Source organism: Saccharothrix sp. NPDC042600 (assembly GCF_040647305.1).
GTDB lineage: Bacteria > Actinomycetota > Actinomycetes > Mycobacteriales > Pseudonocardiaceae > Actinosynnema > Actinosynnema mutabilis.
Genome location: NZ_JBEZBW010000010.1, coordinates 73,712 through 90,257, shown reverse-complemented (window position 1 = coordinate 90,257; position 16,546 = coordinate 73,712). Strand labels below are relative to the sequence as shown.

At 73.0% G+C, this 16,546-nt stretch carries 14 protein-coding genes; 6 read left to right on the top strand and 8 right to left on the bottom strand.

The features are described 5' to 3' along the window. Positions 1 to 75 precede the first annotated feature (75 nt). Entirely contained in the window at positions 76 to 2,055 is a 1,980-nt protein-coding gene (locus tag AB0A74_RS10130; protein WP_358248487.1) for a hypothetical protein, read from the bottom strand. A 155-nt stretch (positions 2,056 to 2,210) separates the two neighbouring features. On the opposite strand from AB0A74_RS10130, the gene AB0A74_RS10125 reads away from it, so the two are divergent. Further along, positions 2,211 to 2,702, top strand: coding sequence for a Gmad2 immunoglobulin-like domain-containing protein (locus AB0A74_RS10125; protein ID WP_358248486.1), 492 nt, complete (start codon positions 2,211 to 2,213; stop codon positions 2,700 to 2,702). Positions 2,703 to 2,816: 114 nt separating this feature from the next. Here the strand turns inward: AB0A74_RS10125 and AB0A74_RS10120 are convergent, their stop codons facing one another. Next, the gene (locus AB0A74_RS10120; RefSeq protein WP_358248485.1) at positions 2,817 to 3,392 is read right to left on the bottom strand and encodes a dihydrofolate reductase family protein; all 576 of its coding nucleotides are present in this window, start codon (positions 3,390 to 3,392) and stop codon (positions 2,817 to 2,819) included. A 497-nt stretch (positions 3,393 to 3,889) separates the two neighbouring features. Between AB0A74_RS10120 and AB0A74_RS10115 the strand changes: the two genes are divergently transcribed. Then, positions 3,890 to 5,431 (top strand): acyl-CoA carboxylase subunit beta, encoded by a 1,542-nt coding sequence (locus tag AB0A74_RS10115; RefSeq protein WP_358248537.1) that lies wholly within the window; start codon positions 3,890 to 3,892, stop codon positions 5,429 to 5,431. Positions 5,432 to 5,462: 31 nt separating this feature from the next. Here the strand turns inward: AB0A74_RS10115 and AB0A74_RS10110 are convergent, their stop codons facing one another. Further along, positions 5,463 to 6,188 carry a TetR/AcrR family transcriptional regulator gene (locus tag AB0A74_RS10110; protein ID WP_358248484.1) on the bottom strand — a complete coding sequence of 242 codons (726 nt, stop codon included), beginning with the start codon at positions 6,186 to 6,188 and terminating at the stop codon, positions 5,463 to 5,465. A gap of 85 nt (positions 6,189 to 6,273) precedes the next feature. On the opposite strand from AB0A74_RS10110, the gene AB0A74_RS10105 reads away from it, so the two are divergent. Continuing rightward, a complete protein-coding gene (locus AB0A74_RS10105) occupies positions 6,274 to 7,407 on the top strand; it encodes a carotenoid oxygenase family protein (RefSeq protein WP_358248483.1) in 1,134 nt (377 codons plus the stop codon). 175 nt (positions 7,408 to 7,582) lie between these two features. On the opposite strand, the gene AB0A74_RS10100 is transcribed toward AB0A74_RS10105, so the two are convergent. Both AB0A74_RS10100 and AB0A74_RS10095 read right to left on the bottom strand, forming a co-directional pair. Beyond that, positions 7,583 to 8,374 carry a TIGR03084 family metal-binding protein gene (locus AB0A74_RS10100; RefSeq protein ID WP_358248482.1) on the bottom strand — a complete coding sequence of 264 codons (792 nt, stop codon included), beginning with the start codon at positions 8,372 to 8,374 and terminating at the stop codon, positions 7,583 to 7,585. Positions 8,375 to 8,453: 79 nt separating this feature from the next. After that, a complete protein-coding gene (locus AB0A74_RS10095; protein ID WP_358248536.1) occupies positions 8,454 to 8,927 on the bottom strand; it encodes a flavin reductase family protein in 474 nt (157 codons plus the stop codon). Between the two features lie 480 nt (positions 8,928 to 9,407). On the opposite strand from AB0A74_RS10095, the gene AB0A74_RS10090 reads away from it, so the two are divergent. Next, on the top strand, positions 9,408 to 10,406 hold the full coding sequence (locus AB0A74_RS10090) for a DUF1702 family protein (protein ID WP_358248481.1): 999 nt from the start codon (positions 9,408 to 9,410) through the stop codon (positions 10,404 to 10,406). Between the two features lie 221 nt (positions 10,407 to 10,627). Here the strand turns inward: AB0A74_RS10090 and AB0A74_RS10085 are convergent, their stop codons facing one another. Next, positions 10,628 to 11,413, bottom strand: coding sequence for an AraC family transcriptional regulator (locus AB0A74_RS10085; RefSeq protein WP_358248480.1), 786 nt, complete (start codon positions 11,411 to 11,413; stop codon positions 10,628 to 10,630). Positions 11,414 to 11,741: 328 nt separating this feature from the next. Here AB0A74_RS10085 and AB0A74_RS10080 point away from each other — a divergent pair, with 328 nt between their 5' ends. Then, entirely contained in the window at positions 11,742 to 12,233 is a 492-nt protein-coding gene (locus AB0A74_RS10080) for a DUF5987 family protein (protein WP_358248479.1), read from the top strand. Then, on the top strand, positions 12,230 to 13,864 hold the full coding sequence (locus AB0A74_RS10075; RefSeq protein WP_358248478.1) for a GMC family oxidoreductase: 1,635 nt from the start codon (positions 12,230 to 12,232) through the stop codon (positions 13,862 to 13,864). Before AB0A74_RS10080 ends, AB0A74_RS10075 begins: the two co-directional genes overlap by 4 nt. 49 nt (positions 13,865 to 13,913) lie before the next feature. Here the strand turns inward: AB0A74_RS10075 and AB0A74_RS10070 are convergent, their stop codons facing one another. Next, positions 13,914 to 14,717 (bottom strand): AfsR/SARP family transcriptional regulator, encoded by an 804-nt coding sequence (locus AB0A74_RS10070; RefSeq protein WP_358248477.1) that lies wholly within the window; start codon positions 14,715 to 14,717, stop codon positions 13,914 to 13,916. 769 nt (positions 14,718 to 15,486) lie between these two features. Continuing rightward, positions 15,487 to 16,533, bottom strand: coding sequence for a carboxymuconolactone decarboxylase family protein (locus tag AB0A74_RS10065; protein ID WP_358248476.1), 1,047 nt, complete (start codon positions 16,531 to 16,533; stop codon positions 15,487 to 15,489). Positions 16,534 to 16,546 lie beyond the last annotated feature (13 nt).

Sequence of the window (16,546 nt, the reverse complement as noted above, 5' to 3'; positions counted from 1 at the left end):
CCGCACTTTTGGAGCGGGTCAATCAAAAGTCAACTATCGGACACCGGTCATTGGTCGTCTTTCGCCGTAAGTGGGTCAGAGGTGCGCTTCCACCGCGCTCAGCGCGGCCAGGACCGGCGTCAGGAGGTCGGCGGTGTCGGGCGCGAGCCGGACGTGCGTGGACACCGGCACGTCCCGCGCCTCGCCCGGCACCTCCTCGCGACCCGGCTCGACCGCCGGCACGCTGACGCGGCGCACCGCGTCCCCGTAGCGGACGGTCACCGTGGCCACCAGCGAGTCCGGCACGAGGTCGGCGGGCGGCAGCTCGGGCGGCGCGTCGTCCAGGAGGCCGGCGTCGCGGGCGGCGTCGAACACCCGCCGGGCGGTCTCCGGCGGCACGGTGCCGGTCGAGTCCGCGTCCGGTTCGGCGGAGAACTCGTCCACCAGCACGCGTCGGGCCGCGCCGGAGCCGGACACGGCCAGCCGGTACTCGTAGCGCTCGCCGGGCGCGCCGCCGGTCACCTCGAACGACACCTCTGCCCCCTCGTCGGCCGACCGCAGCCGCTGCAGCACCTCGGCCCGGTGCGCGGTCGCCATCCGGTCCAGCAAACGCAGTTCCACCGCCGCACCCTCCACTTCGGACGGTCCTTCGCCGGGCGCCGCGGCCGGGGTGTGGCCGCAGTGGAAGGACGCCAGGCGGTTGTAGAGGCGGGCGACGGTCTCGGTGTTGTCGTCCATCACCGTGCCCGTGCTCACCGGGCTGCGAGCCGGGCACGCCGACGTCGCGTACTCGTCGGGGTGGCCGAGCATGTGCCCGAACTCGTGCGACGCCACGTCACCGGTGTCACTGGTGTCCCAGGTGGTCATGTTGGACCGGTCCGGCCCCGGCCGCACGCGGACGACGTGGTGGGCGCCGCTGGTGACCCACTGGACGTCGAAGGTGAACCGCTTGCGCTGCCCGTTGCCGACGCAGTCGAACCGGTCGGACCACTTGCCGATGATCCCGTTGCGCCAGGTGGTGCGCAGGGTGTTCATGGTGGCGTCGCTGATGCCGCTGTCGGGGTTGAGCTGGATGCGGATGGTCACGTGCGTGTCGGCCTGGTGGTAGGCGGCGCGCCAGCCGAACGTGCACTCGCTGACGGAGAACCCGATCTCCGCGCCGACCCGGAACGGGCCCGACCACGTCCACGGGGCGCGGTCCATCCGCCAGAAGAAGTCCACGTCACCGGCTTGCGTGGTGGCCAGCACCTCCAGGTTGCCGACCGAGCCGTAGTTGGACTGGACCAGGGCCGCGTTCACGTACCGCGCGCCGCCGCCGAACCGGCCCGGCGCGCTCCACGCCATCCCGGCGTCGTTGTTGCGCCACAGGTGTGCCAGACCGCCGTCGCGGTGCGGGACCACGACCTCGAAGTTGCCCTTCGTGCCGTGCCTGCCCTGCACCAGCGACGGCGTCCCGCGCAGTCCGCTCGCGACGCGGAACGGGCCGGACCACGTCCAGGGGGCGCGGTCCATCCGCCAGAAGAAGTCCAGCTCGCCGGCGTCGGTGGTGGCCAGCACCTCCAGGTTGCCGACCGAGCCGTAGTTGGACTGGACGAGCGTCGCGCCCGCGTACCGCGCGCCGCCGCCGAACCGGCCCGGCGCGCTCCACGCCATCCCGGCGTCGTTGTTGCGCCACAGGTGCGCCAGACCGCCGTCGCGGTGCGGGACGACCACCTCGAAGTTGCCCTTCGTGCCGTGCTTGCCCTGGATCAGCGCGGGTGCGCCCCGCACGCCGGTGGCGATGCGGAACGGGCCCGACCACGTCCACGGGGCGCGGTCCATCCGCCAGAAGAAGTCCAGCTCGCCCGCGTCGGTGGTGGCCAGCACCTCCAGGTTGCCGGTGGTGCCGTAGTTCGACTGGATCAGCGTGGTCGCGAGGTAGGGCCGTGGTCCGCCGAAGCACGTCGGGCCGCTCCACGTCATGCCTGCGTCGTTGTTGCGCCAGAGGTGGACCAGCCCGCCGCCGTGCGAGGACGGCACCACCGCTTCGAAGTTGCCCTTGGTGCCGTGCCGTCCTTGGACGAGGAAGCCGCTCATGGCGCACCCACCCCTGTCGGTTGCCGGGATGCCCGTGAGGTCGCTCGCCGGGTGGCTCCGGTTAGCCACCCCGCCCGCACCGAACGGGTGAATCACCCCCTGAATCCACCCCACTACGGAGTGACGTGGGTCACTACGGGCTTACCCTGCCGGCCATGACGATCGATGTGCAGCAACCCAGACCCCACGACCTGGTGGACAACCTGATCCGCATCGGCGGCGTGGCCGGCGGCGCGTTCGAGGCGAACTTCAACTACCGGGTGCACGAGGGGCACGACGAGGTGACCGGGTTCTTCATGGCCGGTGACGGGGCCGGTGGGCACGGCCAGTTCCAGCTCACCGTGGACGTGAGCGGGGCGGCGTTCACGCTCGAACGGCTCTTCGTGGAGGTCTTCCACGTCTCGCCGAACGACGGGTCGGAACTGGACAAGGTGGTCGTGCCGGTGGTCCACGGGCCGCGCATCCTGCCCGGGTACCGGGTGTACGTGGAGCACGTGGTGCAGGCGGGCGAGACGCTGTGGTCCATCGCGACCCACTACTACGGCTCCGGCAACCTCTACCACCGCCTGGTCGCCGCCAACCCGCACACGATCACCAACCCGAACGTCATCCACCCGGGCGACGTGATCCGCGTGCCGCAGACCTGATCAGCGGCCGGCGTCCGACGGCGAACGGTTCAGCGCCGCCGTGCGCGTCGACCCGCCCGCCGTCGCCGCGGCCCCGGCAAGCACCCGACCGGCCGCCGCCACCCCACCGCGCCATCACCGGGCCACGTCGTACACCAGCTTCTGGATGCCGTTGCCGTAAGCCCGCGAGTCCACCAGCTTCAGGCTCTGCTTGTCCTTGTCCGTCGCGCTGAACAGCCGCTTCCCCGCACCCAGCAGCACCGGGAACACCAGCAGGTGGTACCGGTCGATCAACCCGGCGTCCGACAGCGACCGGTTCAGCGCGGCGCTGCCGTGCACGATGATCGGACCGCCGTCGCCCTCCTTCAGCGCCGCCACGTCGTCCAGGGAGCGCAGGATCGTCGTCTCGCCCCAGTTCGACACCAGGTCGTCCTCGCGCAGCGTGGTGGACACGACGTACTTGGGCATCGCGTTGTAGCCGGCGAACTCCTCGGTCATCGTCGGCCACACCGGCGAGAACGCCTCGTAGCTGACCCGGCCCGTCATCATCGCGGCGGCTTCGTCCTGCTCGCGCGCCTTGATCTCGTAGGCCTCCGGGAGGAACTCGATGCCGTTGAACGTCCAGCCGGTGTTGCGGTAGCCGGGCTCCCCACCGGGCGCTTCGACGACGCCGTCGAGGGAGACGAAGGCGGTGGTGATCAGGGTGCGCATGGGGTGCTCCTCGGTTGTTCCGCGTTGCTCTCGTGCAGTGCGTCGAACACTGCCGCACAGGATCGACAACCGCTCGATGTGACGCGCACCACACCCCCGCGTGGCCGGCGGCACGGCGCTCTCGGAGAAGACACCGGGGAAGGGCCCGTGCAGGCTGGGACGGAACGGTCGGCGTGAGCGGGGATGTGGTCGGATGCTGCGGAGCGTGACCGGTGCGGGCGGGATCGGCCGCGCCACCCGGGGACGCGTCCGGCCGCCCGGACCCCGCACACCGACCGACACCACGTCCGCCGCCGCGCGCCGACCGCACCGCGCGGGAGGGCGAGCGGGTTCCCCCGGCGACGCGCACCTCCTGGGAGACACGGATGACTGACCTGTCGGATTTCCGGATCCTGCGGCAGAACACCTCGCCCGAGGTGGAGTCGCTCGACTTCGTGCCCGAGCCGGTGCCGCTGCGCCCCGTCCCCCCGGCCGCCCCCAAGACCGCCCGACGCACCATGGCGTCGGTCCGCAAGAGGCTCGACGAGCTGCGGCGGCGCGTGCTGGCCGGGGACCCCGCGGGCGTGGAGCGGCAGCACTCGCTGGGCAAGAAGACCGCGCGCGAACGGCTGGACCTGCTGCTGGACGAGGACTCCTTCGTCGAGATCGACCTGTACCGGCAGCACCAGGCCAGGGGCATGAAGATCTCGGAGAACCGACCGTACTCCGACGGCGTCGTGGCGGGCTCCGGCACGATCCACGGCCGCCGCGTCTTCGTGTACTCGCAGGACTTCTCCGTCTTCGGCGGCTCGCTCGGCGCGGCGCACGCGGCGAAGATCCACAAGGTGATGGACCTGGCCATCGCGACGGGCTGCCCGATCATCGGGCTCAACGACAGCGGCGGCGCGCGCATCCAGGAGGGCGTCATGGCCCTCGACGGCTACGGCGGCATCTTCCGGCGCAACGTCGAGGCGTCCGGCGTCGTGCCGCAGATCAGCGTCGTGATCGGCCCGTGCGCGGGCGGCGCGGCGTACTCCCCCGCGCTCACCGACTTCACGTTCATGGTGCGCGACACCGCGAAGATGTACCTGACCGGTCCGGACGTGGTGGAAGCGGTCAACGGCGAGCGGGTCACGCACGAGGAGCTCGGTGGCGCGGAGGTCCACGGCAGCCTGTCGGGCGTGGCGACGTTCGTCCACGACGACGAGGAGTCCTGCCTGGAGGACGTGCGCTTCCTGGTCTCCCTGCTGCCGGGCAACAACCTGGACGGTCCGCCGGTGAGCGAGCCCGTGGGCGCGACGTCGGACGTGCGGCCCGCGCTGGCCGACATCGTCCCCACCGAGCCGAACAAGCCCTACGACATGCGCGCGGTGCTCGGCGAACTCGTGGACGACGGCGAGTTCCTGGAGGTGCACGAGAACTGGGCGCGCAACATCATCTGCGCGCTGGCCCGGATCGACGGCCGCGTGGTGGGCGTGGTCGGCAACCAGCCGATGGCGCTCGCGGGCGTGCTGGACTCCACGGCGGCCCAGAAAGCCGCTCGCTTCGTGCGCTTCTGCGACGCGTTCGGCATCCCGCTGGTGACCCTGGTGGACGTGCCCGGGTTCCTGCCGGGCAGCGAGCAGGAGCACGGCGGCGCGATCCGGCACGGCGCCAAGCTGCTCTACGCGTACTGCGAGGCGACCGTGCCGCGCATCCAGGTGATCATCCGCAAGGCCTACGGCGGCGCGTACATCGTGATGGACTCCCGCTCCATCGGCACCGACCTCTCCCTGGCGTGGCCCACCAACGAGATCGCGGTCATGGGCGCGGAGGGCGCGGTGAACGTCCTGTTCCGCCGGGAACTGGCCGCCGCGGCGGACCCGGCCGCGCTGCGCGCCGAACTCATCGCCGAGTACACCGAGCAGCTCATGCACCCGCGCTACGCCGCCGAGCGCGGGCTGGTGGACGACGTGATCGACCCGGTCCAGACCCGCGCCGCCGTCGCGCGTGGACTGCAGATGATGGCGACCAAGCGACGCGGCGTGCCGGCGCGCAAGCACGGCAACGTCCCGCTGTAGCCGCCCGGGACGGTCGCACGGGCGGGCCGGCCTACCCGAGGGCGCTGGACCGTCCCGTGGGCGACTTCCGTTTGACCGCAACGGCATCGCCGACGCCCGCCAGACCGCCCAACTCCCCCGCGACGCGCCGCCGCGACGAGCGCACCGACTTCGCCGCCGCGTCCGGCGCGTCGCCCACGCCGACCATCAGCGCCACGAGCTGCGACTCGAACAGCCCCGACACGTCGAGGTCCGCGGTGAAGTAGTCGCCGAGCTCCAACGTGACCAGGCCGTGCGTGGCGATCCACATCTGGTAGGCCACCAGTTCCGCGTCGGCGCTGCCGAAGCGGCCGGCCTCGACGCAGCGGGCCGCGCACGTGACGACGTTGGACAGCGTGTAGCGGCCGTGCTGGCGGTCGTCCTCGGTCAGCGAGAAGCCCGCGAGCGACGCGCCGCCGAACATCACCCCGTACAGGTGGGAGTTCTCCAGGGCGTTGATCCGGTACGCCCGGCCGAGCAAAGCCATGTCCGACACCGGGTCCGCGGTTTCCCGGACCGCCGTCAGGTAGCCCTGGAGCCGCGCGAAACCCTCGTGCACCATCTCCCGCACGAGCCCGGACATCCCGCCGAAGTGGGTGTAGACCGCCATGGTCGAACTCCCGGCGTCGGCGGCGATCCGCCGCGTCGACAGCGCTTGCGGCCCCTCGGCGGCCAGCAGACGGGCGGCGATGTCGATGAGTGCGGTGCGGGCGGTCGGGTCCGATCGGCGTGGGCTCACCTTGACAAGGTTACATAACACCGATATTTTGATCAACGGCATCGTCATGCCCTCCCGGTTTCAGCACCCGGCTGGAGGTACCACCGTGTCGTCCAGGACCAGGAACCTCGCCGCGGTCGCACCACTCGCGCTCGACCGGCTCGGCCCCGCCGACGAACTGCCCGTCCGGGGCGCGCTGCCCGGGGAACTCCGGGGCTGCTTCCTGCAATCCGGCCCGCGACCGCCGGCCGGCGAGGTGATCACCGGCGTGCGGATCGGCGACGGCGTGGCGCGGTGGTACCGGACCCAGGACCCGGAGGGGTGCCTGCCCGCCGGGCCGGTGCCCGCGCTGGCCCCGCGCGTCCGCCCCGCCGCTTCGGGCACGAAGCTGCTCGCCCACCCCGTGCAGGACCCGGCGACGCGCGAGTGGCACACCATCGCCACCACACCGGGTTCGCCGGAGGCCGAGCACCTCGTGATGGCCACGTCGGGCGCGGTGAGCCGGGGACGGTCGTTCGCGCTCGGCGCGCCGACGCTGGTGACCACGCTCGCCCTCACCCGCGACCACGTCGTGGTGTTCGACCTGTCCCTGGTGCACGACCACGGGGCCGAACCGCGCGGCCTGCACCACGCCCACACGTGGCGGGCGGACAAGCCCGCTCGCCTCGGCCTGCTGCCGCGCACGCCCGGGACCGGCGAGCTGCGGTGGTTCCCGGTCCGGCCCGGCGCCACTTTCCGCGCCCTGAACGCCTTCCAGGACGGCGCGACCGTCGTCGTGGACGCCCTGCGCCACGACGGCCCGCTCGACGCCGAGCAGGCCCCCAGGCCCTACCTGGGGCGCTGGACGCTCGACCTGGGCACGGGCGCGGTGACCGAACGCCGGGTGATCGCGGCGGTGGACTCCGCGACCACCGACCCGGCCGCGTGCGGCCGTGAGCACCGGCACGTCTTCGGGACGACCGGTCGCCTGGTGTTCCACCACGACCTGGACACGTCCACTTCGGACGCTTACGACCTCGGTGCGGGCCGCCGCGGCGGGCAGCCGGTCTTCGTCGGCGGCACGACCGGCGAGTGGCTGCTGGTGTTCGCGGAGAACCTCGGCCGGCGCGGCAGCGAGGTGCTGGTGTTCGACGCGCGCCGGCTGGGAGCCGGTCCGTGCGCGTCGGTCCTGCTGCCCGGGGCGGTCCCGGCGGCCGACCGGGCGACGTGGCAGCCGTTCGCGGAGCACGGTCCTCTGTAGAGGGTCCGGACGCGCTTCGACCACCGCTGCGCGCGACAGGGCCCGTGGTGAGCGCGCGGCGGTGGTCGAAGGCGTCCCGGAACGACGGGCCGCCAGGGGGAAGCGGCCCGTCGTGGTCCGGGTCGGGTGCCGGCCGGGTGGTCCCGACCAGCGTGGACCGGGGTGTGCCCGGCGGTCAGGACGTGAACTGGCCCGGTTTCCGGCCCTCGCCGGCGGGGCCGCGGTAGGCCTGGGCGATGTCCAGCCAGGCGTCCGCGTCCGGGCCGGTCGCCGTGAGCGCGAGGTCGTCGCGGTGGCGGCGGCGGGTGGCGAGCAGGCACAGGTCCGCGGCCGGGCCGGTGATCTTCTGCTCGGCGTCGGCCGGGCCGAACGCCCACGTGGCCCCCGACGGCGCGGTGACCTCGAACCGGAACGGCGCGGCGGGCGGGTTCAGCCGCCGCGACTGGTAGGCGAAGTCCCAGGTCAGGGAGACGAACTGGGCCACCCAGAACAGGCGGTCGGTGCGCTCGCGGACCACGCCGAGCGCGTCGGCGACGTCCTGGCCGTGGGCGAACATCTCCATCATGCCCGCGGAGGCGAGCACCATCGGCGGCAGCGGCCGGACCAGCCAGGGCACCACCTGGTCGGCCGGGACCGCGGCCAGCGCCTTGATCGCGGTGTCGGTCTCGGCGCGCCAGCGCGCCCGCAGCGCGTCGGGCGTGTAGCCGGCGTACTCGGCCAGCGCGGCGTTCACCGCGCCGTCGAAGTTCGCCGCGGCCTTCGCCGCCATCTGCCCGAACAGCTCCGGGTCGGACGCGGCGGTGCCCGCGAGGCGGAAGATGAACGCCAGGTGGGCGACCTGGTCGGCCACCGTCCACCCGGGAGCCGGGGTCGCGCGCTGCCACGCCGCCTCGTCGGCGCCGGTGATGAGTCCCTCGAACTCCGCGGCGTCGTCGGTCAGGTCGGAGATCACGTCTCGCTGAGTCACACGCCTTGTCCTTTCGCCCGTGCGTCCACCCAGGATGGTCGGCGGTGGAACGCGCTGTCTTCTCGGTGGGTGCCCTGTCTCAGGCCGACTTGGCCGCGGACGGCGGGTCGTACCGGTGCATGCCGCCACCGAGGAACAGCAGCGCCTGGCCCGTGCCGCAGCTCGCCTCGCGCACCAGGCCCAGGAAGATCGAGTGGTCGCCGCCGTCGTAGACCGCCTCCAGGTCGCACTCCAGCCACGCCAGGGAACCGGTGAGCAGCGGCACGCCGGTGTGCCGGCCCGGGAACCAGTCGACCTGGTCGAACTGCGCCATGCCGGTCGGGCGACCGCGGGTCGCGAAGTACCGCGCCAGCCCTTCCTGCTCGCCGCCGAGCACCGAGACGCCGAACGCGCCCGCGTCCAGGATCGTCTGGTGCATGCGCGCCGTGCGGGCCACGCAGCACAGCACCATCGGCGGGTCGAGCGAGACGGACGTGAACGAGTTCGCCGTCATGCCGTGCGCGTCCGCGCCGTGCGCGGTGAGCACCGTGATGCCGGTGGCGAACCGGGCCATCACGTCGCGCAGCTCGCGCTTGGCCGCCTCCTTGTCGGCAGCGGTGTGCAGCACGGCCACCGGGTCGCCGCCCTGGTGCCGCTCGGGCTGCCCGGCGCTCACCGGGCGTCCCGCGAGCCCGCGGCGGCGCTCGGGAGCACCGCGTCGGTCGTGGTCGCGCGCGTGCACGCGTTCCGCTGCTTGGTCCTGGCCACCAGGCCCTCCCGCCGGTCGACTCCTCCGCACGCAGTCGGGGGCGGGCCCCACCGGCGTCGGCGTGATCCGCCTACCGCGAGCAGGTGCGGCCCCGGTGCTCGCGCACCGCCCGACTGACGCACCCCAGCGTGCGGCAGCGCGCGGGCACGCGGCCACTCTCCCTGTGCGGTGGGGGGAACGTCGGCGCACTCCGGGATATCCCCGGCGACCGCGTCCGGCCCTACCCTCGGGGGCAGGCCCGCCGCCGCGTGCCGCGGGAGGTCGAGACGAGCGGGGAGGACCGAAATGCCGCCGATCCTGGGAGCGTTGCGCAGGTTCGCGCTGACGCCGAAGCTGCGCTCGGTGACGTTCGCCGAGCGCGGGTTCCCGGCCGCGGGCACGCCCGCCGCCGAGCACCTGGAGTCGATCCCGCAGTCGGTGGTGTGCGGTTTCGAGTGGGGCATCGAGCAACCGACGCTGTGGGACGTGGAGCGGCGGCTGGCGACCGTGTCGCCCGAGCTGCGCGGGTTCGCCTACGAGGGCGCGGCGATGGCGTTCGCGGTGCGCGACGCGATGGCGGGCGGGAAGGGCACCAGGACCAAGGAGTTGTTGGAGGGTCCGGGTCTGCCGCACCTGTTCCTGACCTACATCGGCATCGGCTTCGCCATGGCGCGGCTGCCGAGGGCGTTGTGGCGCAACATCATGCCGGACCTGGAGGGCGTGCCGTTCTTCCCGACGATGAGCTGGTTGGCCGTGGACGGCTACGGGTTCGACGAGGCGTACTTCAAGACCAAGCGGTTCGTCGGCGCGCAGGAGCCGTTCAAGCCCTACCCGTGGACCGGTCGCGCCGACTACTTCCCGCGGGCGGCCGACCAGGGGGTGGGGCGCGCGCTGTGGTTCATCGAGGGCGCGCGGCCCGAGGAGGTCGCCGCGGCGGTCAACGCGTTCCCGCCGGCGCGGCGCGCCGACCTGTGGAGCGGGGTGGGGCTCGCGGCGACGTTCGCGGGCGGGTGCCCGGAGGAGGGGTTGACCCGCCTGGTCGCGCTCGCCGGCGACCACGCCGACGAGGTGGCGCTGGGCGCGGTGTTCGCCGGCACCGCGCGCACGGCGGCCGGGCACGTGCCCGAGCACAGCGAACTGGGGGTGCGGGTGTTCACCGGCGGTTCGGTGCAGGACGCTGTGGTGCTGGCCGCCACGGTCGCCGTCGAGCCGGAGGACGTGGGGCCCGGCGACAGCCCGGCCTACGAGCTGTGGCGCGAGCGGATCAGGGAGCACTTCCGGAAGGGCGCGTCCAAGGCCGCGTGATCGCCCTTCGCGCGAAGGGGAACGCCCCGCCCGGCGAGCTGCCGGGCGGGGCGTGCTCGTCGGGCGGGGCGTGCTCGTCGCGGTGCTGGTCGGGCGGGGCGTGCTCGTCGGGCGGGGCGTGCTCGTTGCGGTGCTGGTCGGTTAGGGCGTGCCGGTCGCCGTGTTCGCCGGCTGGGGCGCCCCCGCCCGGGGTTGCCGGGCGGGGCCGTTCCCGTCGCGGGTCAGGCGACCGTCGAGGCGGTTTCCAGGGTCCGGCCGTAGGACTCCGCGCTGATGGCCAGCATCGCCTCGTCCAGGTGCGCCAGCAGGGCGGGCGGGTCGAAGATCGACTTGCGGCGCAGCCGCACGTCCACCGGGCGCACCGGCCGGCCCTCGGTCACCTTGATCGGGCCGGACACCGCCACGTACGTGTCGTGCTCCGCGTCCACGCCCAGGCCCACCGCCCGCGCGATGAGGTACCAGGTGCCGTCCGGCACGTCGGCCACGCCGAACTCGCCGGCGCCGTCGAGCGTGGTGTGCCGCACCGGGAGACCGCGCGCGATCCGCTCGGGGAACAGCCCCAGCACGACGCGGCGCGGCCGGAACTCCGGCGGGTGCTGCACGCTGCCGCGCAGCACCGGGTGCCGGTCGGCGCGCGGGTGCTCCGCCAGCGGCGGCACGTAGCCGCAGTGCTTGCGGTAGGTCGTCGGCGAGACGCCCACGCTCAGGCTGAACCGGGAGCTGAACGTGCCGATGCTGTTGTAGCCGACCACGTGGCTGATGTCGGCCACGGTCAGCGAACTGGTCAGCAACAGCCGCTTGGCCTCCTGCAGCCGCAGGGCGGACAGGAAGCGGCGCGGCGACACCCCGGTCACCCGCAGGAACATCCGCGAGAAGTGGAACTTGCTGAACATGGCGGTGCGCGCCATGTCGTCGATCGTGATCGGTTCCCCCAGGTTGCCCTGCATCACGCGGATCACGCGCTCGACCGATTCCACGATGGCCTCGTCCATGCTGCCGCCGATCACTCGAGAGATTCGACTCAAACGTTCGGGCCGGTCGAACGTAAGTTGGGGTGAAATCGGCGGCAAGGATGTTCCGCGGCGACTCGACGACCGAACCACCACCGCTTGAGCGCCGGTCTACTTCCGCTCTACGTCCGCTCATCTTCGCAGGTAGGCGGCACCGCGCCGACAGGGTCGCACGGGAGGAGATGCACCTGGGCCAATTCCGCACCCAGAATTGCGGAATTGGTTCGCGGCACAGACAGGAGGAGCCGTGGAAGCGGTCGGGAAAACCGACGACCAGATCCAGACAAGCACCTTGGAAGCCTTTGCGGACACGATTCTCCCGGGCGTGAAGCGCAGTCCGGACGACCGGGCGATCGCCGGTGTCTGCGACGACCCCGGCGCGGTGGAGGCCGGTGCCCTCGACCTGCTCAACGACCCCGCGACGGGCGTCGCCGCCGGGCTCGGCCCCCTGTCGCAGGCGCTCAACGCGCACGCGGTCGCGTACGCCGAGGAGCGCGGGCTGCGCCTGGACGCCGACGTGCCGCCGTTCGTGGCGCTGGACTACGAGGACCGCGTGGCGCTGGTCGACCGGCTGACCGCGCCCGGGCACCCGGAGCAGAGCGGCTGGGTGCTGCTGGCGATGTTCAGCAACATGGCCTTCGACACCGCCGCGCACATGAGCACCGGCGAGGCCCTCGCCCAGGGCCACCCCGGCCTGCTCCAGATGGGGTTCGCCAAGCCGGACAGCGACGGGCTGTGGCGCTTCCCCGACTTCAGCTACGGCCGCGAACTGGCCAAGCGGCACCCCGAAACGACGGAATCCGGGAGTCCGGCATGAGCGCGGTGGAGAGTACCGACGTCCTGGTCGTCGGCAGCGGGTTCGGCGGGTCGATCACGGCCTACCACCTCGCCGCCGGCGGCGCGAAGGTCGTCGTGCTGGAACGCGGCCCCTGGTTGGAGGGCAAGGACTTCGACCACGACTACCTGCTCGGCAAGTCCTACACGCGGGTGTTCGACTTCGTGGCCGGGGAGGGGATGAGCGTCCTGGGCGGCAACTGCGTCGGCGGCGGCAGCGTCGTCTACTTCGCCGCCCTGCCGCGCGCGCCCCGGTACGTCTTCGAGAAGCAGGGCTCGATCGGCCGCCGCATCTGGCCGGAGGCGATCAGCCGCGACACGCTGGAACCCTGGTACGACCGGGTGTCCGACGTGCTGCCGGTGAGCCAGCAGAGCTGGAACGACATCTCCTACGCGGGCGGGTTGTGGGCGGCGGCGTGCCACCACTCCGGGCACACGGCGAACCCGGTGCCGGTCGGCATCGACACCGCGAAGTGCACCAACTGCAACTGGATGATGGCCGGCTGCCGGTTCGACGCCAAGAAGTCCATGCTGTTCAACTACCTGCCCGCGGCGCTCGCCCACGGCACGCAGATCCGACCGCTGCACGAGGTCCAGAAGATCACGCGCAACGACGACGGAAGCTACCGCGTGCACTTCAACACCATCGACGAGGTCGATTACCGGATCAGCACCGGCAGCGGCGCGATCGACGCGAAGATCGTCGTGCTCGCGGCGGGCGCGGGCGCCACGCCGGTCATCCTCCAGCGCTCCGAGGCGGAGCTGGGCGCGATGCCGCACGGCGTCGGCCGCTACTTCTCCGGCAACGGCGAGCGCCTCAACACCGCGATCATCAACGAGGAGCGCGTCGGCGAGGTGCTGGGCCTGCGCCGGCCCAACGGGGCGGTGTACGAGGCCAACCAGATCGGCAAGGGGCCCGTCGTCGCGTGCTGGGACCACGTGGACGGCGACAAGCCGGAGTACTCCCGGTTCAGCATGGAGCAGCTCTACTTCCCGCCGGGGCTGGGCACGATCCTCGCCCAGGTGCCGGGCAAGACCGGGGCGACCTGGTTCGGCAAGGAGAAGAAGGAGATGCTCAAGCGCTGGAAGTCGTGGTTGACGATCTTCCTGATGACCGAGGACGACAACGAGGGCGTCTTCGGCCCGCCGCCGCCCACCGGCAACGCCTACCGCATCTCCCAGCAGATGCTCGGCAAGGGCCCGCTGCGCTACGACCCGACGCCCAACACGTTGCGCGGCTGGGCGGAGGCCGACGCGGCGGCCAAGCAGATCCTGGAGAAGGACGGCCTGGCCACCGTCGCGCCGTGGACCAACGACCTGGTGGGCGCGTACACGGTGCACCCGCTGTCGTCCTGCCGGATCGGCGACGACCCGGCGACCTCCGCGCTGGACGACCGGCACGAGCTGCGCGGCCACCCCGGCATCTTCGTCACCGACGGCTCGTCCGTGCCGACCGCGCTGACGGTCAACCCGGCGCTGACGATCGCCGCGCTCGCCGAACGCGCGGTGCCCGGCATCGTGCAGGCGGCCCGGGACCGCGGCGTCGAGGTGACCTACGGCGCCCCGCTGCCCAACGGGGCGGCCTCGCGCCCGGTGACCGGTTCGGCCGCGTGACCCCCGCGCCCGCAGGAGCCGGCTCACGGGCCGGCTCCTGCGCGGCGGGTCAGGCGCGGAAGAGCACCGACCGGTCCTCCACCGACGCCTGGCCGGTGAGGATGGCGTGGTGGAGCTGGCGCACCCACGGCGACGGTTCGACGCCCGAGTGCTCCACCATCTGGTCGCGCAGCCTGCGGTAGACCGCCAGCGCCTGGCTCTGCCGGCCGCTGCGGCACAGCGCGATCATGTGCTGCACGTGGAAGTTCTCCTGCATCGGGTACCGCGCGCACACCGTCGCCAGCTCGCCGAGCAACTGGTGGTGGCGGCCCAGCGCGAGGTCCGCCTCGATGCGCAGGTACAGGTCCCCGAGCCGGTTCTCGTCCAGCCGCATCGCCTCGATCGCGAGCTGCGGCCCCAGCGGCACGTCGGCCAGCGCCCGGCCGCGCCACAGCCGCAGCGCCTCGCTGAGCGTGCGGGACGCGCGCTCGTGGTCGCCCTCGTTGACCGCCTGGCGGCCGGCCGCCGACAGCTCCTCGTAGCGGACCGCGTCCACGGCGGTCGGTTCGACGTCGAGCAGGTAGCCGGTGCGCCGGGTGATCAGGATGTCCTTGGAGGTCTTGTCGCCGTGGTCGGCCAGGGCCATGTCCAGGTTCCGGCGCAGCTTCAGGATGTAGGTGCGCAGGGTGGACACCGCGGTGCGCGGCGGGCGGGCGGCCCAGATCTCCTTGATCAGGGTGTGGGCGGGCACGACCCGGCCCGCGTTGAGCGCCAGGAGCGCGAGCAGCTGGCTCGGTTTGCTCGCGTTCGGCACGATCGAGACACCGCCCAGATCGACCATGAGCGGACCGAGCACGACGATTTCGATGCGCATGAGCTTTCTCTCCCCAGTTTTGTCTTGCGGACGGATCTCCGTCGAGACATGAAGAACCCTTCGCGCGGCGGGCGCGAAGGAATGCGTGGTGCCCGGGTAAGCCGGGGTTCACGAGCGAGCCGGACGCGCCCCGGCCCCGGTCCCCGACGACCGGACCCGGTGCGGCTCGCGGCCCACGCCGGCCGCGGCCGGACCCTGCGGCGGCCCGGCCCCCCCGGACGCGCGGGTCCCCCCCGCCGCGGCCGGACCCCGCGGCGACGCTGCCCGCTCCCCCAGCCGGGTCCCGCGGCTCGGGCACACCCCCCGCCCGGTCCCGCGACGACTCTTCCCCCCGGGGCGTGTCGGCTGCGGCCCGGCTGTCGTGCGGGGGCTGAGCGGGTCGGGGATCGCCCGTCCACGGCTCGTCGCCCCCACCACCCCGGCGGCCCCCCAGCGGCCCCCCAGCGCGGTCCCGGCGGTCGGTTCGCGGCAGGGGTGGGCGCACGGCGCGCAGCGCTGCGCTGCCGTCCCCCGCGCCGAGCCACCCGACCGCGCCGACCACCACGCTCGCCCCCCATCGCAGACCCGACGATCACATATCTTCCGGAATCCGCTACTGACTTCCCATCGGTCCGCTATCGCCCACCAATAGGAAACGCGAAGTACGAAACCATCCATTCCGGCCTGCCCCGAACGGGCGAGTTCCGCCCATTTCCCGAAGCCGCGCAGCAGCGTACCGGCCGGCGCACAAGGCGCCGGCCGGACGTTTTCGGGAAATCTGGTTGAACAATCACCTTTCCGGGTGCAGCGCGGCCCCGCGGGCCGGACCTCCCTCCGCGAGCCACGAGCCGACCCGGCGCGCCGCCGCCAGCCCCGCCCACGCCGCGAGCTCCACGAGCGTGTCGTCACCGGGCGCGGTGCGGCGGAAGTCCTCCACCACCGCGTCGTCGACCTGGTAGGAGGCCAGCGCCACCAGCAGCGCCAGCCGGCCCGCCGCCCGGTCCTCCGGCGGCAGCGTCGCCACCGGCTCGTCCAGCCACGCCCGGCTGATCCCGGGCGCGGCGCCGTCCCACTCGGCCAGCCGCGCCGTCACCAGCGCGCGGACGCTGTCCGGCACCGACCGTGCACCCGCCGCCTCGACGGCCGCGTAGGCCCGGGCGAACGCGTCGGCGACCACCGGGTTCGAGACCGCCCAGACCAGGTCGTCGGTCACCGGCGCGGCGGGGAGCAGGTCCAGCGACTCCCCCGCGGCCGGGCCGCGCGCGTCGGGCCGCAGCACCCCGCCGAGCACCTTGCGGGCCCGCGGCTTGGCCGACTCCGGGACGTGCGACGGGAACGGCGACTCGCTGAGGAACACGTTCACGACGCGGTTGTAGTAGTGGAACGCGACGGCGACCCCGACCAGTTCGGCCGTCTGCTCCGGCGGGAACGGGGCGGCCACCGGCGTCCCGGCGGACGCGGTCGCCCGCGCCCACTCGATGAGCGCGTCCCGCTCCGCGCTCGCGTGCGGCACGGCGTCCAGCGTCATGCCGTGCACGTCCGCGCAGTACGGGCAGGAGTTGGCCAGCGACACCCCGGTCGCCACCGCCTCCTTGGCCACCCGCTCGGCGGACCCCTCCGCCAGCAGCGTCTCGCGCAGCACCATCCACGCGGCCGCCAGGGTCTCCGGGGCCGCCGAGTGCAGCGCGACCGGCGGCGCGAGCATCTTGAAGTCCCGCTCCACCTGCCGGTACACCCGGGCGACCAGGCCCGTGGCGTGCCGCCGCTTGACCACCCGCACGTGGCGGGTGTCGTTGAGCGACCGGCGCACGGCGAAGCGGACCAGCTTGGCAACCATCGACGCCCTCCCC